The following is a 20609-nucleotide window of genomic DNA, read 5'->3' as shown; positions in this document are numbered from 1 at the left end:
GCGGAGCGCGCCCAATTGGACTCTCCTTCAAGCCTGACCTCTTAACGACTCAGGAGGTTGTTCATTGTCAAACGAATCAAAACACAATCCATATCTAGTCGCGTTGATCCCCGTGCTCGCTGCGGCGATTCTTGGGTTCATTGTCTGGATGTACCAAAGCACATTTGATGCTGGCAAGTTGCAGAGCCACGTTGACTATCGCACGGAGGCGGTCGGCCCGAATCGTATGAAGGTATTGATGAATCTCCAACTGACGAATAACACCGACGAGACGATTACAACAACCGAAGTGCGGTTCCGTTTGCGATCTGAAGGAGAGATCGTTCACGACGCTGCACAGACCGCAACGATGACCGTCTCGGAGGAACTGAATGTGATCCTTCCCAATGTTCCGCCGGGCGAATCGTCCGAAGTTCGCCAAGAATTTAGGCACGTGATGAAAGCGGGCGATGACGACTGGAGTCGGTGGACGATTCACCCGCCACGCGGGACACAGTGGCAAGGCGTAATGAACGTGCAACCCATCCTGATTCACAGCGGAGGTGAACTGATGTTGGACGAGGTAAACGTTGCCGTCGAACCCTGGGAAGAACGCGGCGGACTCATTCTGAACCTGCCTGAAGACCCCGAAGCGACCATCGAAAGGATCACGATCGGTAACGGAGTTGTCGAAATGTGATTTTGGTCAACGCATCCCGTCAATGGTCAGCGGGGGTGTCGTCGATCGTATCGGTTTGTCGAATTGTGATACTGTCAAAATCCCATCGCTGCATCGAGTCCAAGTCTTCCAGCGTGACTTCGTCTCTGGATTTCACTTGGCATTCGACGACATTGATTCCATCACATCCCTGCAGCAACGCCCTGAATTTTTTCCCCAGTTCGATCGTTGCTTCGTAAGCTTTATCGCTTTCCAAGGCTTCGTCCGCTGCGATGCATAGGATGATCGCGTTGTAGTCCTGGCCGGCGGGAAGTTCGTCTCCGGTGATCTGGATGTGGATTTCGTGGAAATGGCCGGGGCTCTTTTGCAAGAGCTTTTTGATTTTGTCGTCAGTCTTCCTTCCGATGCGGTCGTTGAACGCGCCGGGAAAAGCGGCTCGATAGTATTTCCGGGAGACCCAGCGTGCGAGCAGCTTGATGCTGTCGCGACTGAGAGGCACTTCATTCGGCTGGAAACTGCAAAGCTGCCAGCGTGGGATTGTTTCGCGATCACGGGCATGAAATGCAAGCGATTGGCCAAGCGATTCATCTCGGAGATGCAGTTCCCTGGCGTTCTTACTCCACGTGTATCCCTTGTTGGGTTTGTCGACGTGTCGCGCGAGGACGACTTCGACTTTCGGTTCACCCGAAAGATCGTGATGCACGAGGTCGCAGTCTTGCGTTAAGACGCACCAAATGCCTTCACTTGGTTGATCAGGAAGCAACCGCTTGGCAACCAAGTGATCGACCATGGATTTAGAGAGAATTGAGCCCTGTCGCCAGCCAGCGTTCTCGATCTTTTGAGAATCGAAAGTTGGCGGATCGCTCGGTTCCGCGCAGCCGTCATCAAATGTTTGTTGCAGCCATCGCCCGAACCTCGCCAGTAGTTTCACTCTCGCTCCGTCCTGTGGAGTCAATCATTGGTTAGCCGGCGACCGGACTCGATATCTCGGATGAGTTCCGCATCCGGATGAGCTTCCGACGAAAGTCCATGCTTAGCCGAAAGCTCTTTCGTCGACGGCAGCTTTTGCGACGACGGCAGTTTCGAGAGCGCTAGCAGGTGCTTGTCGATTTCATCGAAATCGAGCTCGTCACTTTTCAGCAAGCTGAAAAGGGTCGTTCCGTTTTCGTCAAAGGCATGTCGTAGATGACGGCGGAGTGGTCTCCCGCTGAGTTCATCCCATCGCTGGGAAATCTGGTGAAGGAATGCAATGCGTTCCAAGTTCCGAGGATGAGGTTGCGAATCGCCGCGAAGCCAAGAGTAGATGGTTGGGCGCTTGACGTCCAAGATTGCGGAAAGCTCTGTGATGCTAAGCGAAAGCAAAGCCCGGATGTCGGCGACGGCCGCTGCGACATCGGTGACCGATGTGGTGTGCGATTCCTCAAGTGGACGCAATTGTTCGCGAACTCGATCCAAGTTCTCGACGATTCTCGCCTTCGTCTGATCAACGGCTCTTCGCCAACGAGTTGATTCGGCTTCAGCGACAACAAAATCAGCAGATTCGCTAGACCCGGTTCCAGCGGTGAAATAGATGTCGTTGTAGCTGAATCGTCGCGACAATTGATTCGTATGGTGAATTTGTCGTAGTCGATCTAAAGCGCTCCAGTCGCTTGAATCCAATCTGTCCCAACTCATGGAATCAAGATCGAGGTCTTCAACTTGCTGCTCAGCGTCACACACTACGATTCCAGAGCCAGTCGCGGAAACAACTGGAACAATCAATGAAAAAACGACCTTGGAGTTGCGACGTTTTAGAGCCGTGTTCATTGTTGCTTTCTCCAACACTCACGGGCAAAATCTGTCACGGACTGCTTAAAAGCTCGTGACGTGAACCGATGGAGATTCCACAGGAGTTCTTTCAAGTCGTCGAATTCGATCCCATCGCCGCTGCTTGTCGTATTGTCGATGTCCAGCAAGCGATATGACTCTTGTTCGTTTGGCGTATTGGAAAACTTCATGCCTTGAATTTGCAAATCGGGTGGAAGGAAATCTGATCCAACCATGTCGAGACATCGAATGGTGAGAACACCGATGTCGGTTTGACTGCGAGTCATGGTCTGCGTTTGACTTGTTTTGCATTCCAGTTCGTCGCCCGACAATCCGCGGAGGCCGTCAGCAACCAGTTGGTTGGGAGTGACTCCATCAATTTCACGCAGCAGGTTTAGATATCGAATTCCAACCTGTTCGGCAAAAGAAGGGTTTGCAATTTCTTGGAGCTTGCCGACAAGGCTGACCAACCGGTCCTGAAATGCTTCAAATCGAGCGTATTCGCTTGTTGCCAAGACGATGAAGTCTTGGGTCAAGAAAACCGACTCGGTCCGGTTTCGATTACGAAAGACCCAGCGAGTTACGTCACTAGTTGTGATCTTCGGGCCGAAATGGACCTGTTGGACTTTCTCTTCGTCAAACCTCTCCAATCCGACATGCCGCATCGTTTCTTGAAGGTCGTCGACCATCTCCGGCATCTTGCGGACCGGCGAAAAACGCACTTGCCCGATTACCAACGCCAGCGGCGGGCGAGCTAGTTCGTCAATCGGATCGTGGCGATTCACTGTGCTTTTTCTCCCTATGCTGCGTGGATTGTTTTAAGACTTTACAATAAACTTTACACTACCGAACAGGCCAGGGTTCGGAATTTTCCCCTGGAGACGACCAGTTTTCGGTTTCGCAGCCGTTGCAACCCCCGCATTTCGCCACGATCGCCACAGCTTTCCGCTTTCACAACTGAGACTCAATTCCTATGAAGAAACACACGGAGGCTCGATTCGAGGATGCGATCGTCGCGGAGCTTTGCCAGTCGACGCAGCAGGGTGGCGGCGGATTCGAGTTCGTCAATTACAACTCCGGACCGGATAAAGAACGGTTCGATCGGTCGAGGGCGATTGATCCCTCACGGGTGATCCGTTTCATCACTGCAACGCAGCCGAAACCTTGGGCCGGACTGAAGACGATTCACGGGGACGACGCTGAGCGGTTGCTGATCGAGCATCTATGCAAAGAACTGGACACGAAGGGTGTCTTGAAGGTTCTGCGGCAGGGTTTCAAGTGCTACGGGAAGAAGTTTCGCGTCGCGATCTTTGCACCGAGTAACGCCATGAATCCAGATACTCTGGCGGCGTATGCTGAGAATACTTGGAGCGTTACTCGGCAACTTTTCTACAGCACGTCGAACAGCAACTCACTCGATCTGGTTCTTTTGCTCAATGGTTTGCCGTTAGTGACAGCGGAACTGAAGAATCCGCTTTCCGGACAAACGGTCCAGAACGCGATGAAGCAGTACAAGGAAGATCGCGACGCCAACGATTTGATCTTCACGTTCAAGAAGCGTTCACTCGTACACTTCGCGGTTGATCAGGACGCGGTTTTTATGACAACGCGGTTAAGCGGAAAGAAGACATACTTCCTGCCGTTTAACCTCGGTAACAAGAGCCACGCGGGCAATCCGCAGGCTAAGGACGGAGGCTACCGCACGTCGTATCTTTGGCGAGAGGTTTGGCAGCGGGATAGTTTGCTGGACATCGTCGGGCGTTTCATGCACTTGCAGGTCAGCGAGAAGCGCATCCTGACGTCGTCGGGCATCAAAACCATCACTTTAGAAACGATGATCTTTCCTCGTTATCACCAGCTCGATTGCGTCCGCAAAATGGTCGATAGTGCCCGAAAAAACGGGCCAGGTAAAAACTATTTGGTTCAACACTCCGCAGGGTCCGGCAAGTCCAACTCGATCGCCTGGCTAGCCCATCGCCTGTCTTCATTGCACGATGCCAATGACCGTCGCGTTTTCGATAGCGTGATCGTCGTGACGGATCGACGAGTGCTGGATCAACAGTTGCAGAACACGATCTACCAATTCGATCACAAACAGGGGGTGGTCGAGAAGATCGACGAAGATACCAAGCAACTCGTGAAAGCGCTGGCTGGTGGAACGCCGATCGTGATCACGACGCTGCAAAAGTTTCCTTTCGTGAGCGAGACGCTGGAAAAACTTCGCGAAGAAAGCCTGCCTGGATTAAATATTTCGACGAAGGATCGCCGTTTCGCTGTCATCGTCGACGAAGCTCACAGTTCGCAATCCGGCGAATCTGCAATGGAATTGAAAGGCATTCTGAATGCGGAGCAAATTGCCGAGGATGCCGCGAAGTATGCGGCCGAGCACGGATTGGATGACGAAGATGATGACGATGCCGATCATCTTGCCGGCGTGGTTCGGGAGATGATGAAGCGAGGTAAGCAGCCGAATTTGAGCTTCTTCGCGTTTACGGCGACGCCGAAGTACAAGACCAAAATCGTTTTTGATGAGCCGGGCGAGACGGGCCAATCGCCGTTTCATCTCTACACGATGCGACAAGCAATCGAAGAACGCTTCATTTTGGACGTGCTTCAGAACTATACCACGTTCGAGACTTACTTTCGGATTGTGCAGGCATCCGAAGAAGACCCCAATGTGCTACGCAAGAAGGCCGCTCGGGCCTTGGCGCGGGCGTTGAGTCTGCACGATTACAACCTGGCGATGAAGACCGAAGTGATGGTGGAGCACTTCCGCACGCATGTCAAGCATAAGATTGGCGGCCGGGCTAAAGCGATGGTGGTGACTGAGTCGCGGTTGCATGCGGTTCGCTACAAGCAATCGTTCGACCGGTACATCAAGGCGAAGGGATACGATGACATCCGGACGTTAGTTGCGTTCTCGGGAACGGTGGAAGATCCAGACGCGCCTGGCAAGTCATACACAGAAGTGGGCATGAATGAAGGAATCAAAGAATCAGAATTGCCAAGCAAGTTTGATACGGAACAGTACCAAGTTCTGTTAGTTGCTGAGAAGTATCAAACAGGTTTCGATCAACCCCTTCTGCATACGATGTACGTCGATCGCAAACTGAGCGGATTACGTGCCGTGCAAACCCTGTCGAGGCTAAACCGAACGTGCAGCGGAAAAGAGGACACGTTCGTTTTAGATTTTCGCAATAAACCCGAGGAGATCTATGCGGCGTTCAAGCCGTACTACGAGGACACGCCAACTGAACCGATCACCGACGCGCAGCATCTTTACCGGCTGCAACATCAGATTGAGGAAACGGCTCTGTTCGATGAGTCCGAAGTAATTGCTTTCTGCAAAATCTATTTCCAGCCAAAACGAAAAGAAACACCGAACGATCAAGCTCAAATGAGTGGCATTCTCGACATCGCCAAAGATCGCTTCACCGCGAAAACGGAAGAGGAACAAGAAGAAACGAAAGCCCTTTTAGTTAACTTCCGCAATATGTACGGCTTTCTTTCCCAGGTTTTACCGTACCAAGATTCCGATTTGGAGCAGTTGGCGACATACCTTCGGTTTTTGCTGACGAAGCTTCCCAAGCGTGAAACCGGGCCTGCCTACCACTTGGGCAACGAGATCGACTTGCAGTACTACCGCCTGCAAAAGATCAGCGAAGGCAGCATCGACCTGGAGACTGGCGACGCCAGCCCGTTGAAGGGACCGTCGGATGTGGGAACGGGGCGAGATGACGAGCAAATCCGTCTCTCGGAACTGATCACGCTGCTCAACGAACGGTTCGGGACGGACTTCACACAGGCCGACCAATTGTTTTTTGATCAGATCGAAGAGGAAGCAAACGAAAACGAAGATCTTCAAAAGGCTGCGGCGGCCAATTCAAAAGACGACTTTCGAGGTGTCTTTGAAAAGTCGTTTGAGGGATTGGTCATCGACCGAATGGAAGGCAACGAAGAGATCTTCGATCGCTTGATGAGCGATGACGAATTCCGAAAGATTGCTTTGGAACACCTCCTGGCTAAGGTCTACAAGAACTTGAAACAGAAATGATCGCCACAGCCGTTTACAAGGTTGTCAACTTCAACTCCACCAGGATTTCCATGCGACGTTTGCACGTTTTTTTGTTTTGCATAGTTTTTGTAAGCCGGCCTGGAGTCGCCACGCCTGACGATGTCAGGACGACTCCAAACGATGCCCTGAATCGTGTTCAACAAGATCATTCGGACGAATCGCCGATCCTTGTTGCGCAGGGCGACTTGGACCAGTTAATCGACTGCAAGGGTGGTGGGGCATGTCCAATTTCGGCCGCGTTGATTGCGTCACAGGGACTTCGGGTGATGGCGGGGCTGGCGGTCGATCCGCACCCGCATCGGACGGCGTTGCGGGTGTTTCGAGACAAACCAGAGTTGTTGCTAGGTCGAATCAGCAACGATCGGTTCGTCAACCTGATGGCTTATCTTTGCGATGACTTTCAAGAGATGCCGACTGCAATCTCGGTCTTATCTGCGCCCAACAGTCCGCATTCCGCACTGGAGCCGAAGTGGTCGGAAACTGAAGGGCCGGACCTTTCGGTAAAGCATGGGGAGATGAAGGTTTTGGCTTACACGGTGACGACAGCGGACGGAACCGTACGAGGCAGGCATTTTGTGTTGCTAAAAGAGAACAATGAAGGCAAGTTGTCATTTCTCAATCCTGCGAGCCCGTTGAAACAGCGATTCTTCTTGGTCGAGTATGGTGGCGTCCCGACCGCGACGAAACAGCGAGTGTTCTTTGTCGTCCCCGACGGGCTGGATAAGTCCAACCAAACCTACGAACTAAATACGATATTCACCGTTCGATTCTTGGCGGACGACGCCGATGAATCGCCTGACGACGCTTCGAGGGTCGAGGCCATCAAAGCCAAGATTGACTTGCTGGCTGATCAGTTGCGATCGTCAGGCGAATTGACCTCGCCGATAGCTTGGCGACGTGGGGGAGCCGAGTTCGGATTGCCAGGTGTTGACCTACCGGTGGAAGTTGGAGGCGGTGGTTACTCGGCTTCCGAAGCAATCGAATTGTTTCGCCATGCTGGGAGAATCAATCTGAACTTGCGTGATGTCATCGGAGGCGCACATGGCCGGCCTCTGACAAAATCAAGCACAGCACTATCTCAGGATGTGTTGCGGAAGCTTGCGGCTGGGGAGGCCTACGTGGCGGTGGCGATTACGGAGCCAACCGCGGGAACAGATATGAAGGCCATGAAAAGTAACGCTGTTCGTTACGAGGCTGGCTTCAAATTGACCGGACGCAAGCTTTGGAACGCACGGTTGCGTCAAGCGACTCACGTTGTGCTCTACACACTGGCGGCCGACCGCAATGACGGAGAACGTTCGGCGTTTCTCATCCCCATCGATCATCCCGGTTTAAAAGTGGTTGACCGCTACGCCCATGGGCTGACCGGCAATTCGTTTGGTGGTCTTGAATTCAACGACATGTTCGTCAGCCGAGACCACCTGCTGGGCGAAGATGGTGATGGAGGTGAAATTTTCAACGAACATTTTCAATACTGGCGACTGATGCAGGCCGCCGCGGCGATCGGATGCGGCGAAGCAGCTCTGGATCAGATGGCCGAGCGAATCGAAACACGAGATGCATTTGGCGCACCGATAGGCCGCTTCACGCACCTGCAGCAACCACTCGGTGAGTACCTAACAAAGTTGCGAATGGCGATGTCGCTAGCACGGGAGGCGGCCCAAATGATCGACAATGGCGACTACGACGGTGCAACGCCGTTGGTAAACGGCCTGAAAGCTGAAGGCGTCGAAATCGCATTGTCAGCGTGTGATGCAGCTATGCGTGCCCACGGAGCGATGGGATACAGTCGAGAAACTGATCTCGGTGATCGAGTTCGAGATCTGATGGGATTGCGAATCGCTGACGGCACTACGGACGTTATGCGAATGACGGTCGTAAGTGAGAAGTACGGATCCGATCTTTGGAAGATGGCGGTATACGGTGTTAGAGACACCAAGGCCAGCAGCACAAAAGACGAACAGCAGCCTGCAAGTGTTGAGTAACTTATTGGACTGGGCTGCTCTAATGACGTTGTCTCGATAACATTCTTCCCGTACCAAGCGGTCTCGCTGTGGCTTCCGAATCTCTGATTTCTAAATCGGAAACACGAACAGCCGTACGACTTCGCTTGGCTGTGAGACAGCATTTGGGGACAAATGTTGATTGTGGATCAGTTGAGGAATCCCTAAACGGATTCAGTCGGTTGCTGTGAATCCGATCTAGAATTCTCGCTTTCTTGCTCCCCACGTGACCAAACGTGTCACGAGCGATGAGTTCAATGATCCGGGCTGGCGGGTTTGCTAGCAAAATTCTGAATTGGGGGATTGTCTGGGTTTTGGGACACGGCATATTATGATTGCATTGTTTAGTGCACACTATACACCGAGGGTCGGGGGCTCGTGTTTTCGCGGGTTTCCGGAGGAGTAAGTGGTTGATGGAGATTGCCATGCTTTGGATGCAGTGGAATTCGGGCGACGATTCGGCGGGGAGGCCTGCGCGATGAAAAAGGCTCGTGGTGCGAAGTCGTTTGGCGCGGTGCTGCGCCAGAAACGAACGGCGAAGAAGATCACGCTGCGCAAATTCGCAGAGATGATCGGCGTGTCGGCAACGTATTTGTCACAGGTCGAGCAGGATCACTTTGCACCGCCAACGGCAGATCGTGTCACGAAGATCGCTGAGTTGTTGGGCGAAGATTCCGACGAATGGATTCGGCTGGCCGATCGCGTGCCGGATGACGTGGATGTCATGGTCCGCCAACACCCAAAAGACATGCCCGAGCTGATGCGGTTGGCGACTGGGCTTTCACCGAAACAATTTGAAATCATCAAAGAACAGATTCGTAAAATGAAAAAGCGGGGGAAGTGACGATGGTCGTTGATTTGTTCGCACAGGGAATCGAAGTGCCGCCGCTGTCGTCCCGCCAAATCGCTGCCGAGGCCGACACTGTGCTGGAGGAGTACGCGAAGCGATTCGGGCCGATCGTGAAACCTCCCATCGAAATTGAGGATGTCGCGACCTCGGTGTTGCCGCTGACTTTTGGCTTCTCGGATCTCCAGAGCCAACTTGGTGGTCGCGTTCATGGTGCGATCTGGTTCTCGCGACAGCACATCCTGATCGACGACGCGCTGAATCCAGATCGCTTTCCCGATCTTCTCGGTCGCTATCACTTCACGCTCGGCCATGAAATCGCACACTGGCAGTTACACCGGTTTTTGTTCCTGGACGAAGCCGGACATGCGGTCTTGTACGGTGACGAGGAAATGCCGGACGTGATTTGTCGCAAGGATCACGCTCGTCCCTTGATCGAACGACAAGCCGATGAGTTCGCTGGTTGTTTACTGATGCCCGAATGGTTGCTCAGGCCGGCGTGGCGAATGCTAACCGGCAGCGATGATCCGATTTGCGACTGTCGGCTTCGAGAACTCGTGCCGACGATCGAGCCGATTCGTTTCTTGATCGACGCCGATGGGATCGAGGTCCAGCCGGATCCGATCCGTTTGATGCGTGAGGTGTTCTGTGAATCGCTGGCGGATCAATTCGCGGTGTCGGACGAGGCGATGCGGATTCAATTGGAGTATCTGGGTTTGTTCGCTGAGTAGGCAGCTTTGAGGGTTTGTTCATGCCTCCTAATCGGAGGCATTCGTTTTTGATTCATTGTTTAGTGTGTAGTGTACGGTATGTTTCCGAGAGGGGGAAAGACGATGTCATTAGCTGGATTTAATCCGCGGAACGTCCTGCGGCAGACTTCCAACGGTTTGCTGGAGGAAATGTTTGGCGGGCTGAAGATTCCGATCGACGTGAATTGGTCCGAGGCGATCGAAACGGACGTGGAACCGATCTTTCAGGCGTATCAGTCGCTGGAGGAGCCGACGAGACAGAAGATCGAATTGCTACTGCGTGACTTGCATTCGATGGCCACGGAGTCGGGACAACGTTCGATCTTTCAACAAGCCATCCAAATTGGCGAAGACGATTTCCTTGCGGAACTAGAACGGTTCGATAGCCGGTACGACGTCGCGATGCTGACCTATCTGTCGAAGCCGGAGGTCTGGCAAGTGGCCGCGCGCTTCGCGGCAGCCGACCGCGTGATTGGCGGGCGATCGTCCCAGCGGCGAATCAACCTTCCGTCGGCGAAACCTCGAACCTCGCCCCAGCACATGAAGTCGTTCTCTGGTGCCTTGTCAGCGTTCTATTCGGCTCATCAGGGTCGCGGCCGGCAATGCGTGGCCGAGTACTTGCTGCGCTGCGAGAACCTGCACTATGTCTTCGCGAGCCTGGACGACTATCGCAAAACGTTCATGAAGCTGATCGACGGCGGCAACGCGTTCAAGCGGGTTTGTGAAACGCATGTGTTTGAAAACGTATTTGCCTACGACGAAGCGAATCACGTTCTCGACGTGTACGCGCTCGGTGGAAAACCGACAATCGGTCCGCTGCAAAAGATCTTTGCTCGCGAGTTCCTGGGGATCGAATTGCCGCCGGAAGATCCCAACGCCGAGCCATTCTCGCTGGGGATCCTGTTGGATCCGAAGTTTCGGTTTCCGACTGATCCCGAGGACGCTGTTCGCTCGGTCGTGATCGCGGCGGCTCGTGTGTTGATTCTCGGCTCAAAAGAAAAGTTGCACTTCAATCCGAACGTCGACTTCGGACCATCGAGTTTTCAACGCATGATCGAACGATACATCCGGCAAGACAACTTGCCGCGGTCGATCATGCATCTCGAGCGCGTCGACCTGCGATTCCTGATGGAAAACGGTCACGAGTTCAACCTCTCAATCACGCGGCCCAACCGTAGCACCATCAAATCGTTGGCGACGCGAGATCGCTTGTTGGCTGAAAAGTACCTTCGTCAGTGGGGGATCGACCTTGCGAGCGATTGTGACGCTGTTTCGGTTGCTTGACCGAGGCGATGAACCGTTGGTGGATTGCGACACGCTTCGATTACTGGGCGGTTGCGATCCCGACGACCTAGTTCGATCCGGCGTGTTGGTGCCGGCCGAGCCGTCGATGTCGCTGCATGCAAGTTGCGGACAATGCAATGTCCACGATGTGGTTCGTGTTCCGCGACCAACTGGGGTTGAGTTTTACGAAGCGTGCCCTTTCGACGGCGCAGACTTGGTTGAGAAAGAGCGATTGCGGCAATGGTCGATTGACGGTCGGGCGATCGCGGAATTGTTTGCCTCGGCGATGCCGGACGGCGGCCCGGCGGAAACACTGTTACCGGGTGTGGCGTGGAGAATTGGCGAGGTGCAAGTTGGTGGTGAATCGTTTCCGATTGTTTTGACGACGACCCGATCAGCATCGCGTCTGGCAGACCGGAGTGGTGCGTCACGAATGATTTTGATTGGCGATGAGCTTCCCGGCGAGGGTTTCGCGGGAAGACTGAGCATCACTGAAGCTTTCGCTATTCGCTCGAAACGGGTCCAGTCGCGACCGGAGCGTTTTGCACAGGTCTTGCCATTGTCGAGTGTGCCGCTGGGAAATGCGTTCTATCGCAAAGGCCAGATGTGGGTGGTGCGGTTCGAGGGGCAGGAGACCTACCTCGAGAACAATGTCGGACCACTCTACATCGCTCGGCTGTTGGCGACGCCGCATCGAGCGGTACCGGCGGTCACGTTGTTGGCCAGTCGCATCGGGATCGACGAGCGACAGCTGATTGGATCGTCCGGCGAATTGACGGACGAAGCGGCGGTGGAAGAGTGTCGTGGTCGGTACCACGAGCTGATGGGCGAGATCGATGAAGCGAAAGCGAACCATGACTTGGGATGGCTGGAAAAGCTGCAATCCGAACAGGACCAGTTGGCCCTGCACTTTGCATCGGTATTGGGCAAGGGTGGCAAACCTCGCGAAGTTGGCGACATCAAGAAAGTGAGCCAATCGGTTTCGGTTGGCATCAAGCGAACGCTTGATGTACTCGACACGGAATTAAAACCGCTGGCCGATCATCTGCGAGCGCACCTCAGTCGTGGTGTCTGTCCAGTCTATTCACCGCCCGCCGACATCGACTGGTTGGTTTGAACTATCTGGAAACAAATTCGCTGCGAAAGAAACCACAACAGCTAACGAATAACACTTTAAGCCTTAGGACAACGATGACTCTTAGAAACCGAATCCAACAAGCGTTAAAGCAAGAACGCGGAATCCGGCTATCGGCCGCGGAAGTACAAGGAATCGCTTCGGCCTTGCACATTGATTTCCCGGTGACGCGACCGATGAACGCACGGCGGTCCAAGCCGTCACCATCAAAAACGCCGATCGACGGGCACGTGCGTTGGATGATCCATCGAGATTTGAAAGATGTTGTGGCGATTGATGTTGCGGCAACCTGTGCTCCGTGGAGCAAAGACGACTACAAAAGTCGCCTGAGCCAACGAAATACAGTCGCCATGGTGATTGAGTTGCCTCGTGTCGGCCGCCGCAAGCCCGTGATTGTCGGTTCCATGGTCTATCAACTCCACAAGCAGCATGTCGAGTTGGAACGGATCTTTATCGAACCAGAGGTTCAATTGCATTCATTTGGGCAGCAATTGATTTCCGAGCTGCGATCGAGATTGACCCGAGAGCGTCGGACGCGAATCAAAGTCACGGTCGAGGAATCCAATCTTCGCCTCTTGCTGTTTTTTCAAGCGGTCGGGTTTTCTGCGGTTGAATCATCTGGCGGAAGAGTTGTCATGGAACATTGGTGGAACGACGACCCCAGTCCGTTTCGCGACCTTAATAAGCGTCAGCGATCCGTATCACGACAGTCACCGCACAAGGACCGTGATCAAGAGGGCGACAACCGTATCGGAGTCTAAAAACTTTTCTTAGCGACTCCAAATGTCGCTCGGCGACTTGAGAAGTCGCGGCACGTCTTCGCTGTGAGGACGTGACGAACGAACCTCGCCGGCCGCCTGCGTTCTTTTCGTGACATGGCTTGTCGCGACGCAGCTTCTTTGCGGTCTGTGCGAATCGCTCGCATCACGGGATGCCTCCAGCCGGAGACAACCATGAGTGCGAATACTCAAGCGGAAGGCAAACGGCTCGGCGAAGAGATTCTTAACGATTTCGCCATGAAGACGGCGCGGATCAAAGCCGAGCAACTCCATCGGCGACCGGAATTCAGCGACTGTGACGCCGAAGACATCGCTCAAGAGTTGCTGATGTACTTGATCCAAAAAGCTGACTGTTTCGACCCGTCGCGATCGAAGGTGAACACGTTCATCAACCGAGTCATCAACTCGGGCGTGCGAGAACTGTTGCGATCGAGGAAACGCCACAAACGGCATCCGATCGAAGATGGCGTGCAAATGCAATCGTTTGAGACGCCCGTCGACACGGTGGATGAAACGTTCGCGACTCTGGGTGGCGAAATCTGTGACGAGGACCAGGTCCGACGAAGCCAGTCGTCTTACAGCGATCCATTCGAGGCGATCGACGAAGCGGACGCTTTGGAGGTCGCGATGCAGACGATGCCCGCGGAATTGCGGCGGGTGTGCGAGTACCTGCGTTGTCATTCGATGAGCAGCACGATGAAAAAGTATGGCCTGCCGCGTCGGCGGTTCAACGCGGTGCGTGCCGAGATCGCCAAGCACTTGAAGAAGTATGGCGTGGCCAATTTCTGAGATTGGCGTACAGGGCGACCAATTCACGGCATAGGTAACCAGGGGCGGCCAACGGGTCGTCGGAACATCAAACCTCCCATCCACCAGGTTAGCGAATGAGTGATTTGGACATTGAACGCCGCGTAGCACTTTCATTGGCGGTCGGCCGTTACTTGCGATCGGCCGACCGCTTCAACGAAGCGTCACGAGATTTCACCGGAGCGTGCAAGTCGCTCCGCAAGCAACTGGGAACCAACCAACGGTTCGTCGCCCAAATTGATTTCAAGCACTACCTCGTGACCAGCGATCGCGATGGCAATTTCGACATCGAAGCGATCCCGACTCTGTAATTCCAGCCATCCCAACCATTCAACGAAGGAACTATCCAACCCATGACCAACTTACTCACAACCATTCAATCTGGCCGGCAATCGAAGCCGCCTCGTGTCTTGCTTTACGGTGTCGAAGGCATCGGCAAGTCAACGTTTGGCAGCGAAGCCCCAAAACCGATCTTCATTCAAACGGAAGACGGTCTCGACGAAATCGAATGCGATCGCTTTCCGCTGGCGACGAAGTTCGATGACGTCATTGCCGCCCTGAAAACGCTCGTCAATGAGAAGCACGATTACGAATCCGTCGTGATCGACTCGCTCGATTGGCTGGAGCGTCTCGTCTGGGACAAACTCTGTCAGCAGTATGCCGTCGAGTCGATTGAGAAGGTCGACGGCGGGTATGCCCGCGGTTACATGCACGCCCTCTCTCTGTGGCGTGAAGTACTCGACCTGCTCAATGTGCTGCGTTCGCGCGGCATGGTGACGGTCTTGATCGCCCATTCCAAGGTCGAACGGTTCGAGGATCCCGAGTCCTCACCCTACGACCGCTATTCGCCGCGACTGCACAAGCACGCCGCTGCCCTGGTGAAAGAGTGGTGCGACGCCGTGCTGTTCGCGACGCGAAAGATGCGCACGCAGAGCGAAGACGGAGGTTTCAACCGCAAACGCACCATCGCTCACGCGATCGGCAAAGACGGTGGCGAACGCGTCGTGCGTGCTTACGGATCGCCCAGTTGCGTTGCCAAGAATCGTTACGGCATCGCTGAAGAATTGCCGCTCTCGTGGGCGGCGTTCGTGGCAGCGATGTCGGCCAACTAAACGACTCAACCAATTCTCTTTCTACAGACTCCAAACGAAGGACCACAGACTTACCATGGCAAATCTCAACGGCTTTGATGCCAACACCGTCGAACCAGCCGACGATCTCGAACCGATCCCCGCTGGCAAGTATGTCGCTGTCATCACCGATAGCGAAATGAAGCCCACCAAATCCGGCTCTGGAAACTATCTGCAGTTGACGTTTCAGATCGTGGAGGGCGAGTACGCAAACCGTCTTCTCTGGGTGCGACTCAACCTCGACAACCCCAACGCGACCGCGGTGGAAATCGCCCGGCGGGAGTTGTCTGCGATCTGCCGGTCGGTTGGCGTCTTGGTGCCAACCGACTCGGCGGACTTACATAACTTGCCATGCGTGATTCATGTGCGAGTGAAACGCCGCAACGACACCGGCGAGTTGCAAAACGAAGTGAAGGGCTACTCGAAGAAGGACGCTGTGGCTCAACCGATCGCCGCCTCGCAAGTCAGCGGTTCGGACGACCAGTCCGCGTCCCCGCCTTGGAAGCGTTAACCGCCCGACAGCTTCCAAGGAACGGCACCCAGTCAGCAATGGATTGTTGGCTGGGTGTTTTTATTCGCTCGTTGAACATCGAAGTAAGCCACCATGATCCGACTCACGTTGCCCTATCCGCCTTCGGTCAATCATTACTGGCGACACGTTGGCAATCGCGTGTTGATCAGCAAGGAAGGCAGGAAGTATCGAGCGGCCGTCAGTTCGCTGCTGAATCGTAAGAACATCGAAACGCTCACAGGCGATTTGATCGTCGACATCGTCGTCCATCCGCCCGATCGACGCCGGCGTGATGTCGACAATTGCTTGAAGGCGATGCTGGACTCGATGCAGTGGGGCGGTGCGTACGAGGACGATAGCCAGATCGTGCGATTAACGATCGAGAAACGGGAGCCGGCACCGAAAGCGGGCAACGCCGAAGTTGTGATTCAACGCATCCCTGCACCGATCGGGAAAGCTGGCTTTCGTTCGTGCTTGCGTTGCGACGAGGCCTTTGTTTCCACAGGTCCAGGCAATCGCATCTGCGAGAGTTGCACTTTCATCAACGACCTGCTGCCACCAGCGCTGCCAATCGAACGAGGTAGCAAACGGCACAACGGGGAGTTGATGTGATGAAACTGCGTTCCTACCAGCAAGCCGCCGTCGATGCGGTCTACGATCACCTGCGAAACCGCGACGATAACCCTGTTGCGGTCTTGCCGACGGGGGCGGGCAAGAGTCTCGTGCTGGCTAAGATCGCGTCCGACGCTGTGACGCAATGGAATGGTCGCGTATTGATCTTGGCGCACGTCAAAGAATTACTCGAACAGAACGCCGACAAGGTTCGCCGTCTGTGTCCCGACATCAAGGTCGGCCTGTATTCAGCTGGCCTCAAGAAACGCGACACGAACACCCCCGTTCTCGTCGCTGGCATTCAGAGCATCTACAAGCGAGCGTGTGACCTCGATCCATTTGATCTGATCGTCGTCGATGAAGCCCATTTGATCTCAAAGAAGGGCGACGGCATGTATCGGCAGTTCCTGGCCGACTGCAAGGTTATCAATCCGCACGTTCGCGTGATCGGCCTGACAGCGACTCCGTTCCGCCTCGATTCCGGCATGATCTGCTCGGCGGACCATTTCTTGAATCAAGTCTGCTACGAAATCGGCATCAAGAAATTGATTCGTGACGGATACCTGAGTCCGCTCATTTCCAAGGCCGGCGTGAATCGAGCCGATTTTGGTGGCCTTCATCTCCGCGCCGGCGAGTTCGTCAGTGAAGAAGTCGAATCGTTGGTCAACGACGACGCCCTCGTGTCCGCCGCGTGTGGCGAAATCGTTGAACTGACGGTCGATCGCCGGGCAGTGTTGATCTTTGCGTCGTCCGTCGCACACGGGCGGCGTGTCGTTGAAGTGTTGCGGGAAAATCACGGCATCGAGTGCGGTTTCGTGACCGGCGAAACACCAGCGGGCGAACGAGACGAACTGTTGGCCCGCTTCCGTGGCGATGCCCCAACATCGTTGATCGAAACCGAACCGCTACGCTTTCTCTGCAACGTAAACGTGCTCACCACCGGTTTCGACGCACCGCGAGTCGATTGCGTGGTGATGCTGCGTCCCACGATGTCGCCTGGCTTGCTTTATCAATGCGTCGGTCGAGGTTTTCGTTTGCATCCCGGCAAGGAAAACTGCCTGGTCCTCGACTTTGGCGGCAACATTGAACGCCACGGACCGATCGACCAGATCAAACCGAAGGACAAAGCCGCTCGCCCCGGACAAGAACCGCCAGCCAAGGAGTGTGAGAAGTGTCACGCTTTGGTTGCATGCGGCTATGCCAACTGTCCCGAGTGCGGTCATCCCTTCCCGCCACCCGAGCGAGAAGCTCATGATGCACAGGCGTCGGAGGCCGGAGTATTGTCTGGCGAAGTCACTGACACCGAGTACGACGTCCAAGACATCATCTATCGCGTCCATCGCAAACGCGACGCGGACGAAGACGCACCACGATGCCTGCGCGTTGACTACATGATCGGCCTCGAACGTTGGCAAAGCGAGTACATCTGCATCGAGCACTCTGGCTACGCACGTCGCAAAGCCGAGGCTTGGTGGAGTGAACGCTGTCTCGATCCGTGCCCATCGAACGCGGAAGAAGCGGTTGATGTTGCCGGCTCGGGGCTTCTCGCGGCGACCGAAAAGCTGATTGTTCGCTCAATCGCAGGCCAGAAATACGATCGCATCATCAAGCAGACACTCGGCGAGATTCCAAATGCGGCATTGGAAGAGGCCCCATTTTGATAGCCGATGTGCGGGAACAAGTTGCGATTTATCGCCAACGTGGCTGGTACTGCGTGCCGCTGCGCCCTCGGTCAAAGTCGCCGTCGCGCCGCGACTGGACAAAGTTGCGATTGAAGCCCGAAGCGTTTCCCGAGAACAGCAATATCGGCATCATTCTCGGCGAGCCGTCCGGTTGGATCGTCGACGTCGATCTCGATTGCGCCGAAGCGATTGAACTGGCCGATCAATATCTGCCACCGACTGTGGCAGTAACTGGCCGGCCGTCGGCACCCCGTTCGCATCGTTGGTACATCGCCGCTGGCGCGACAACCGAGAAACACGCCGATCCAAACGACGGCTCGATGATTGTTGAGCTTCGATCCACCGGGACTCAAACCGTCGTCGGCCCCAGCATCCATCCCGAAGGCGAACCGTACGATGTCCTCGACAATGAACCCGCAACCGTTCCTGCACCCATGTTGGCTGCGTGCGTGAAAGCTCTGGCTGACGCCGTGATCGTCAAACGTGGTGTGCAGGTATCAATCAAGCAGCCGACCTCATCGACGCGGTCTGCGTCGGATGGAGATGTCGAGGCCCGAGCCATTGCCTATTTGAACGCCATGCCGCCAGCGATTGCGGGCAGCAGCGGTCACTCGCAAACCTTCGCCGCCGCGACAGCGCTGGTTCACGGTTTTGGCATCGAACCGGATCGTGCCCTGGCGATTCTCGCGGCGGACTACAACCCTCGATGCGTCCCGCCCTGGTCCGATCGCGAACTGCAACACAAAATCAATCAAGCCGCGACTAAGTCCCACGACCGGCCGTTTGGTTGGCTCCGCGATGACGGTCCGATCGAAACGGCAAGCGAAGTCGATCTGTCCGGTTTCATGACGAAACCGAAGAAGACGGTTTCCAAAGACGCAAAGCCATTGTCCAAGTTCACGGGAATCGCGGATCCAGGGATGTTGCCCGAGCGGTTGTTTGAAGTTCCCGGGTTCGTTCGCCGCGTCATGGACTTCTCGCTCGCCAACGCACCCTACCCGAACATCGGCCTTGCCTTTTGCGGCGCGATGGCGTTGCAGTCGTTCTTGGCCGGTCGCAAAGTCGCGACCGCCGGTGATCTTCGTACGAATCTCTACCTGCTCGCGCTCGCCGGTAGCGGAACCGGTAAAGAATTCCCTCGAAAGGTCAACTCGCAAGTCCTTTTCCAGATTGGCGAGGCGACTTCGATCGGTGACAAGTTCGCGTCGGGCGAAGGAATCCAGGACGCCCTGGTTCGCAGCGGACGCATGTTGTTTCAGAACGATGAAATGGACGGTGTTTTGCGGCAGATCAATCTCGACCGAGAAAACAGCCGCGAGTCGATTCCGAACATTTTGTTGACGCTCTACACATCCGCTGGCGATGTCTATCCGATCCGCGTGAAAGCAAACCAGAAAGAGGCAATCCATGTCGATCAGCCCCACCTGACGTTGTTCGGCACTGCGACGCCTCAATACTTCTACGAGTCGTTATCGAAGCGAATGTTGACCAACGGCTTCTTTGCCCGGCTGAATATCATCGACGTCGGCAAGCGTGGCAAAGGGCAAACGCCCGGATCGGCAAGAGACGTTCCTGAGGAGGTTCTGGAGATCGCGAAGTGGTGGGCGGATTTCGAGCCGGGCACTGGCAATTTCATGAAGTTCCATCCCAAACCGCTGCGTGTAGCGTTCACGCCGGAAGCGGAGGACGCGATTACGCAGTTGCGTGAACAAACCGAGGTGGAATACGACAAGGCCGACGACGCTGGGGACGAGGTGGCTCGTGCCGCATGGAGTCGGACGTGCGAGCATGCCAAAAAGCTGGCGTTGATCTACGCGGTCAGCGAAAACCATCTGCAGCCGATGATTTCGATTGATGCCGTGCGTTGGGCCAGCGAGTTTTCACTGCACCAAACCCGCCGGCAACTCTACCTCGCATCCGTTCACGTCGCCGAGAACCCGTTTCACGCCGAGTGCTTGAAATTCAAAAAACGTCTCGCCGACCGACCCAACTACACCATGGCTCGCCGTGAAATGATGCGTTCGATGACGTTGAAGGCAAGCGACTTCGATCAAATCGTACAAACGCTGATGCAGCAAGAAGACATCGAACCGGTCACGATCGAAACGCGAACCAAACCGGCGTCGGGCTATCGCCTCACCACGGTGCCCGATCTGCCCAAACAATCCGTCAGCCAATCCGTCAGCGATGATGCGGACGATTCTGACGTGTTGGCGACCAATGCGAACGATTTAGGCCTGGAATGATCGAATCTGTCAGCAAACGTCAGAGAGTCAAACTGACGGATTAGCTGACGGTTTTGGTACGCGGAAACCCAACGATATACGAATAAAAACACTCTCTCTCCTAATGCGTCAGCGTGTCAGTCCCACTCGCCCGCGATACACGTTTGCACGCATGAGGGGGCTGTCTGACGGATTCATTCATGACGCTTCTCAACGCGTAGGTACTCCCGGCCGATCCGTTCTCTGGTCAGGGCCGCGGGAACAGCAGCCTTATTAGGCACAGTTAGTTTCGGCTGTCCGAACGAA

At 54.9% G+C, this 20609-nt stretch carries 18 protein-coding genes; 15 read left to right on the top strand and 3 right to left on the bottom strand.

The window, feature by feature from the left end:
• The first annotated feature begins 64 nt into the window (after nucleotides 1-64).
• The gene (locus NB063_RS09420; protein ID WP_250928473.1) at nucleotides 65-679 is read left to right on the top strand and encodes a hypothetical protein; all 615 of its coding nucleotides are present in this window, start codon (nucleotides 65-67) and stop codon (nucleotides 677-679) included.
• Between the two features lie 19 nt (nucleotides 680-698).
• Here the strand turns inward: NB063_RS09420 and NB063_RS09415 are convergent, their stop codons facing one another.
• The 3 genes from NB063_RS09415 to NB063_RS09405 all read right to left on the bottom strand — a co-directional run bounded on the left by NB063_RS09415 (nucleotide 699) and on the right by NB063_RS09405 (nucleotide 3249).
• Nucleotides 699-1448: a hypothetical protein gene (locus tag NB063_RS09415; RefSeq protein WP_250928472.1), complete on the bottom strand. Its 750-nt coding sequence runs from the start codon at nucleotides 1446-1448 to the stop codon at nucleotides 699-701.
• 161 nt (nucleotides 1449-1609) lie between these two features.
• Nucleotides 1610-2332 (bottom strand): helix-turn-helix domain-containing protein, encoded by a 723-nt coding sequence (locus NB063_RS09410; RefSeq protein ID WP_250928471.1) that lies wholly within the window; start codon nucleotides 2330-2332, stop codon nucleotides 1610-1612.
• A 128-nt stretch (nucleotides 2333-2460) separates the two neighbouring features.
• Nucleotides 2461-3249, bottom strand: a complete 789-nt coding sequence (locus tag NB063_RS09405) for a TIGR04255 family protein (protein ID WP_250928470.1) — start codon at nucleotides 3247-3249, stop codon at nucleotides 2461-2463.
• 188 nt (nucleotides 3250-3437) lie between these two features.
• Here NB063_RS09405 and NB063_RS09400 point away from each other — a divergent pair, with 188 nt between their 5' ends.
• From NB063_RS09400 to NB063_RS09335, 14 genes are all read left to right on the top strand, one after another.
• Nucleotides 3438-6518 (top strand): type I restriction endonuclease subunit R, encoded by a 3081-nt coding sequence (locus tag NB063_RS09400; protein WP_250928469.1) that lies wholly within the window; start codon nucleotides 3438-3440, stop codon nucleotides 6516-6518.
• Complete coding sequence (locus NB063_RS09395) at nucleotides 6515-8524, top strand: acyl-CoA dehydrogenase family protein (RefSeq protein WP_250928468.1); 2010 nt, start codon at nucleotides 6515-6517, stop codon at nucleotides 8522-8524. The genes NB063_RS09400 and NB063_RS09395 overlap by 4 nt, the downstream gene beginning before the upstream one ends.
• A gap of 496 nt (nucleotides 8525-9020) precedes the next feature.
• Nucleotides 9021-9386, top strand: a complete 366-nt coding sequence (locus NB063_RS09390; RefSeq protein ID WP_250928467.1) for a helix-turn-helix domain-containing protein — start codon at nucleotides 9021-9023, stop codon at nucleotides 9384-9386.
• A 2-nt stretch (nucleotides 9387-9388) separates the two neighbouring features.
• A complete protein-coding gene (locus NB063_RS09385) occupies nucleotides 9389-10120 on the top strand; it encodes an ImmA/IrrE family metallo-endopeptidase (protein ID WP_197203827.1) in 732 nt (243 codons plus the stop codon).
• A 102-nt stretch (nucleotides 10121-10222) separates the two neighbouring features.
• On the top strand, nucleotides 10223-11422 hold the full coding sequence (locus NB063_RS09380; RefSeq protein WP_146439931.1) for a hypothetical protein: 1200 nt from the start codon (nucleotides 10223-10225) through the stop codon (nucleotides 11420-11422).
• Nucleotides 11388-12539 (top strand): hypothetical protein, encoded by a 1152-nt coding sequence (locus NB063_RS09375; RefSeq protein ID WP_250928466.1) that lies wholly within the window; start codon nucleotides 11388-11390, stop codon nucleotides 12537-12539. Before NB063_RS09380 ends, NB063_RS09375 begins: the two co-directional genes overlap by 35 nt.
• A 74-nt stretch (nucleotides 12540-12613) precedes the next feature.
• Entirely contained in the window at nucleotides 12614-13318 is a 705-nt protein-coding gene (locus NB063_RS09370; protein ID WP_250928465.1) for a GNAT family N-acetyltransferase, read from the top strand.
• Nucleotides 13319-13510: 192 nt separating this feature from the next.
• A complete protein-coding gene (locus NB063_RS09365) occupies nucleotides 13511-14125 on the top strand; it encodes a sigma-70 family RNA polymerase sigma factor (protein WP_250928464.1) in 615 nt (204 codons plus the stop codon).
• Nucleotides 14126-14220: 95 nt separating this feature from the next.
• Nucleotides 14221-14454, top strand: a complete 234-nt coding sequence (locus NB063_RS09360) for a hypothetical protein (protein WP_145294974.1) — start codon at nucleotides 14221-14223, stop codon at nucleotides 14452-14454.
• A gap of 42 nt (nucleotides 14455-14496) precedes the next feature.
• Nucleotides 14497-15255, top strand: a complete 759-nt coding sequence (locus NB063_RS09355; protein ID WP_145294977.1) for an ATP-binding protein — start codon at nucleotides 14497-14499, stop codon at nucleotides 15253-15255.
• Nucleotides 15256-15310: 55 nt separating this feature from the next.
• On the top strand, nucleotides 15311-15784 hold the full coding sequence (locus NB063_RS09350) for a DUF669 domain-containing protein (RefSeq protein ID WP_146439927.1): 474 nt from the start codon (nucleotides 15311-15313) through the stop codon (nucleotides 15782-15784).
• A 93-nt stretch (nucleotides 15785-15877) separates the two neighbouring features.
• Nucleotides 15878-16396: a RusA family crossover junction endodeoxyribonuclease gene (locus tag NB063_RS09345; RefSeq protein WP_145294984.1), complete on the top strand. Its 519-nt coding sequence runs from the start codon at nucleotides 15878-15880 to the stop codon at nucleotides 16394-16396.
• Nucleotides 16396-18057, top strand: coding sequence for a DEAD/DEAH box helicase (locus NB063_RS09340; protein ID WP_250928463.1), 1662 nt, complete (start codon nucleotides 16396-16398; stop codon nucleotides 18055-18057). Before NB063_RS09345 ends, NB063_RS09340 begins: the two co-directional genes overlap by 1 nt.
• On the top strand, nucleotides 18054-20324 hold the full coding sequence (locus NB063_RS09335) for a bifunctional DNA primase/polymerase (protein WP_250928462.1): 2271 nt from the start codon (nucleotides 18054-18056) through the stop codon (nucleotides 20322-20324). The genes NB063_RS09340 and NB063_RS09335 overlap by 4 nt, the downstream gene beginning before the upstream one ends.
• Nucleotides 20325-20609 lie beyond the last annotated feature (285 nt).

The sequence above is a fragment of the Aporhodopirellula aestuarii genome, from assembly GCF_023701485.1.
Lineage (GTDB): Bacteria > Planctomycetota > Planctomycetia > Pirellulales > Pirellulaceae > Rhodopirellula > Rhodopirellula aestuarii.
Note: the sequence above shows the minus strand (reverse complement) of the source record. Positions and strands in the feature narration are given on the sequence as shown.

Coding starts and splice junctions, on each gene's coding strand:
- NB063_RS09395 (WP_250928468.1), top strand. CDS start 6,515: ATGATCGCCACAGCCGTTTACAAGGTTGTCAACTTCAACTCCACCAGG.
- NB063_RS09350 (WP_146439927.1), top strand. CDS start 15,311: ATGGCAAATCTCAACGGCTTTGATGCCAACACCGTCGAACCAGCCGAC.
- NB063_RS09380 (WP_146439931.1), top strand. CDS start 10,223: ATGTCATTAGCTGGATTTAATCCGCGGAACGTCCTGCGGCAGACTTCC.
- NB063_RS09355 (WP_145294977.1), top strand. CDS start 14,497: ATGACCAACTTACTCACAACCATTCAATCTGGCCGGCAATCGAAGCCG.
- NB063_RS09415 (WP_250928472.1), bottom strand. CDS start 1,448: ATGGTCGATCACTTGGTTGCCAAGCGGTTGCTTCCTGATCAACCAAGT.
- NB063_RS09365 (WP_250928464.1), top strand. CDS start 13,511: ATGAGTGCGAATACTCAAGCGGAAGGCAAACGGCTCGGCGAAGAGATT.
- NB063_RS09340 (WP_250928463.1), top strand. CDS start 16,396: ATGAAACTGCGTTCCTACCAGCAAGCCGCCGTCGATGCGGTCTACGAT.
- NB063_RS09410 (WP_250928471.1), bottom strand. CDS start 2,332: ATGAGTTGGGACAGATTGGATTCAAGCGACTGGAGCGCTTTAGATCGA.
- NB063_RS09370 (WP_250928465.1), top strand. CDS start 12,614: ATGACTCTTAGAAACCGAATCCAACAAGCGTTAAAGCAAGAACGCGGA.
- NB063_RS09400 (WP_250928469.1), top strand. CDS start 3,438: ATGAAGAAACACACGGAGGCTCGATTCGAGGATGCGATCGTCGCGGAG.
- NB063_RS09390 (WP_250928467.1), top strand. CDS start 9,021: ATGAAAAAGGCTCGTGGTGCGAAGTCGTTTGGCGCGGTGCTGCGCCAG.
- NB063_RS09360 (WP_145294974.1), top strand. CDS start 14,221: ATGAGTGATTTGGACATTGAACGCCGCGTAGCACTTTCATTGGCGGTC.
- NB063_RS09385 (WP_197203827.1), top strand. CDS start 9,389: ATGGTCGTTGATTTGTTCGCACAGGGAATCGAAGTGCCGCCGCTGTCG.
- NB063_RS09345 (WP_145294984.1), top strand. CDS start 15,878: ATGATCCGACTCACGTTGCCCTATCCGCCTTCGGTCAATCATTACTGG.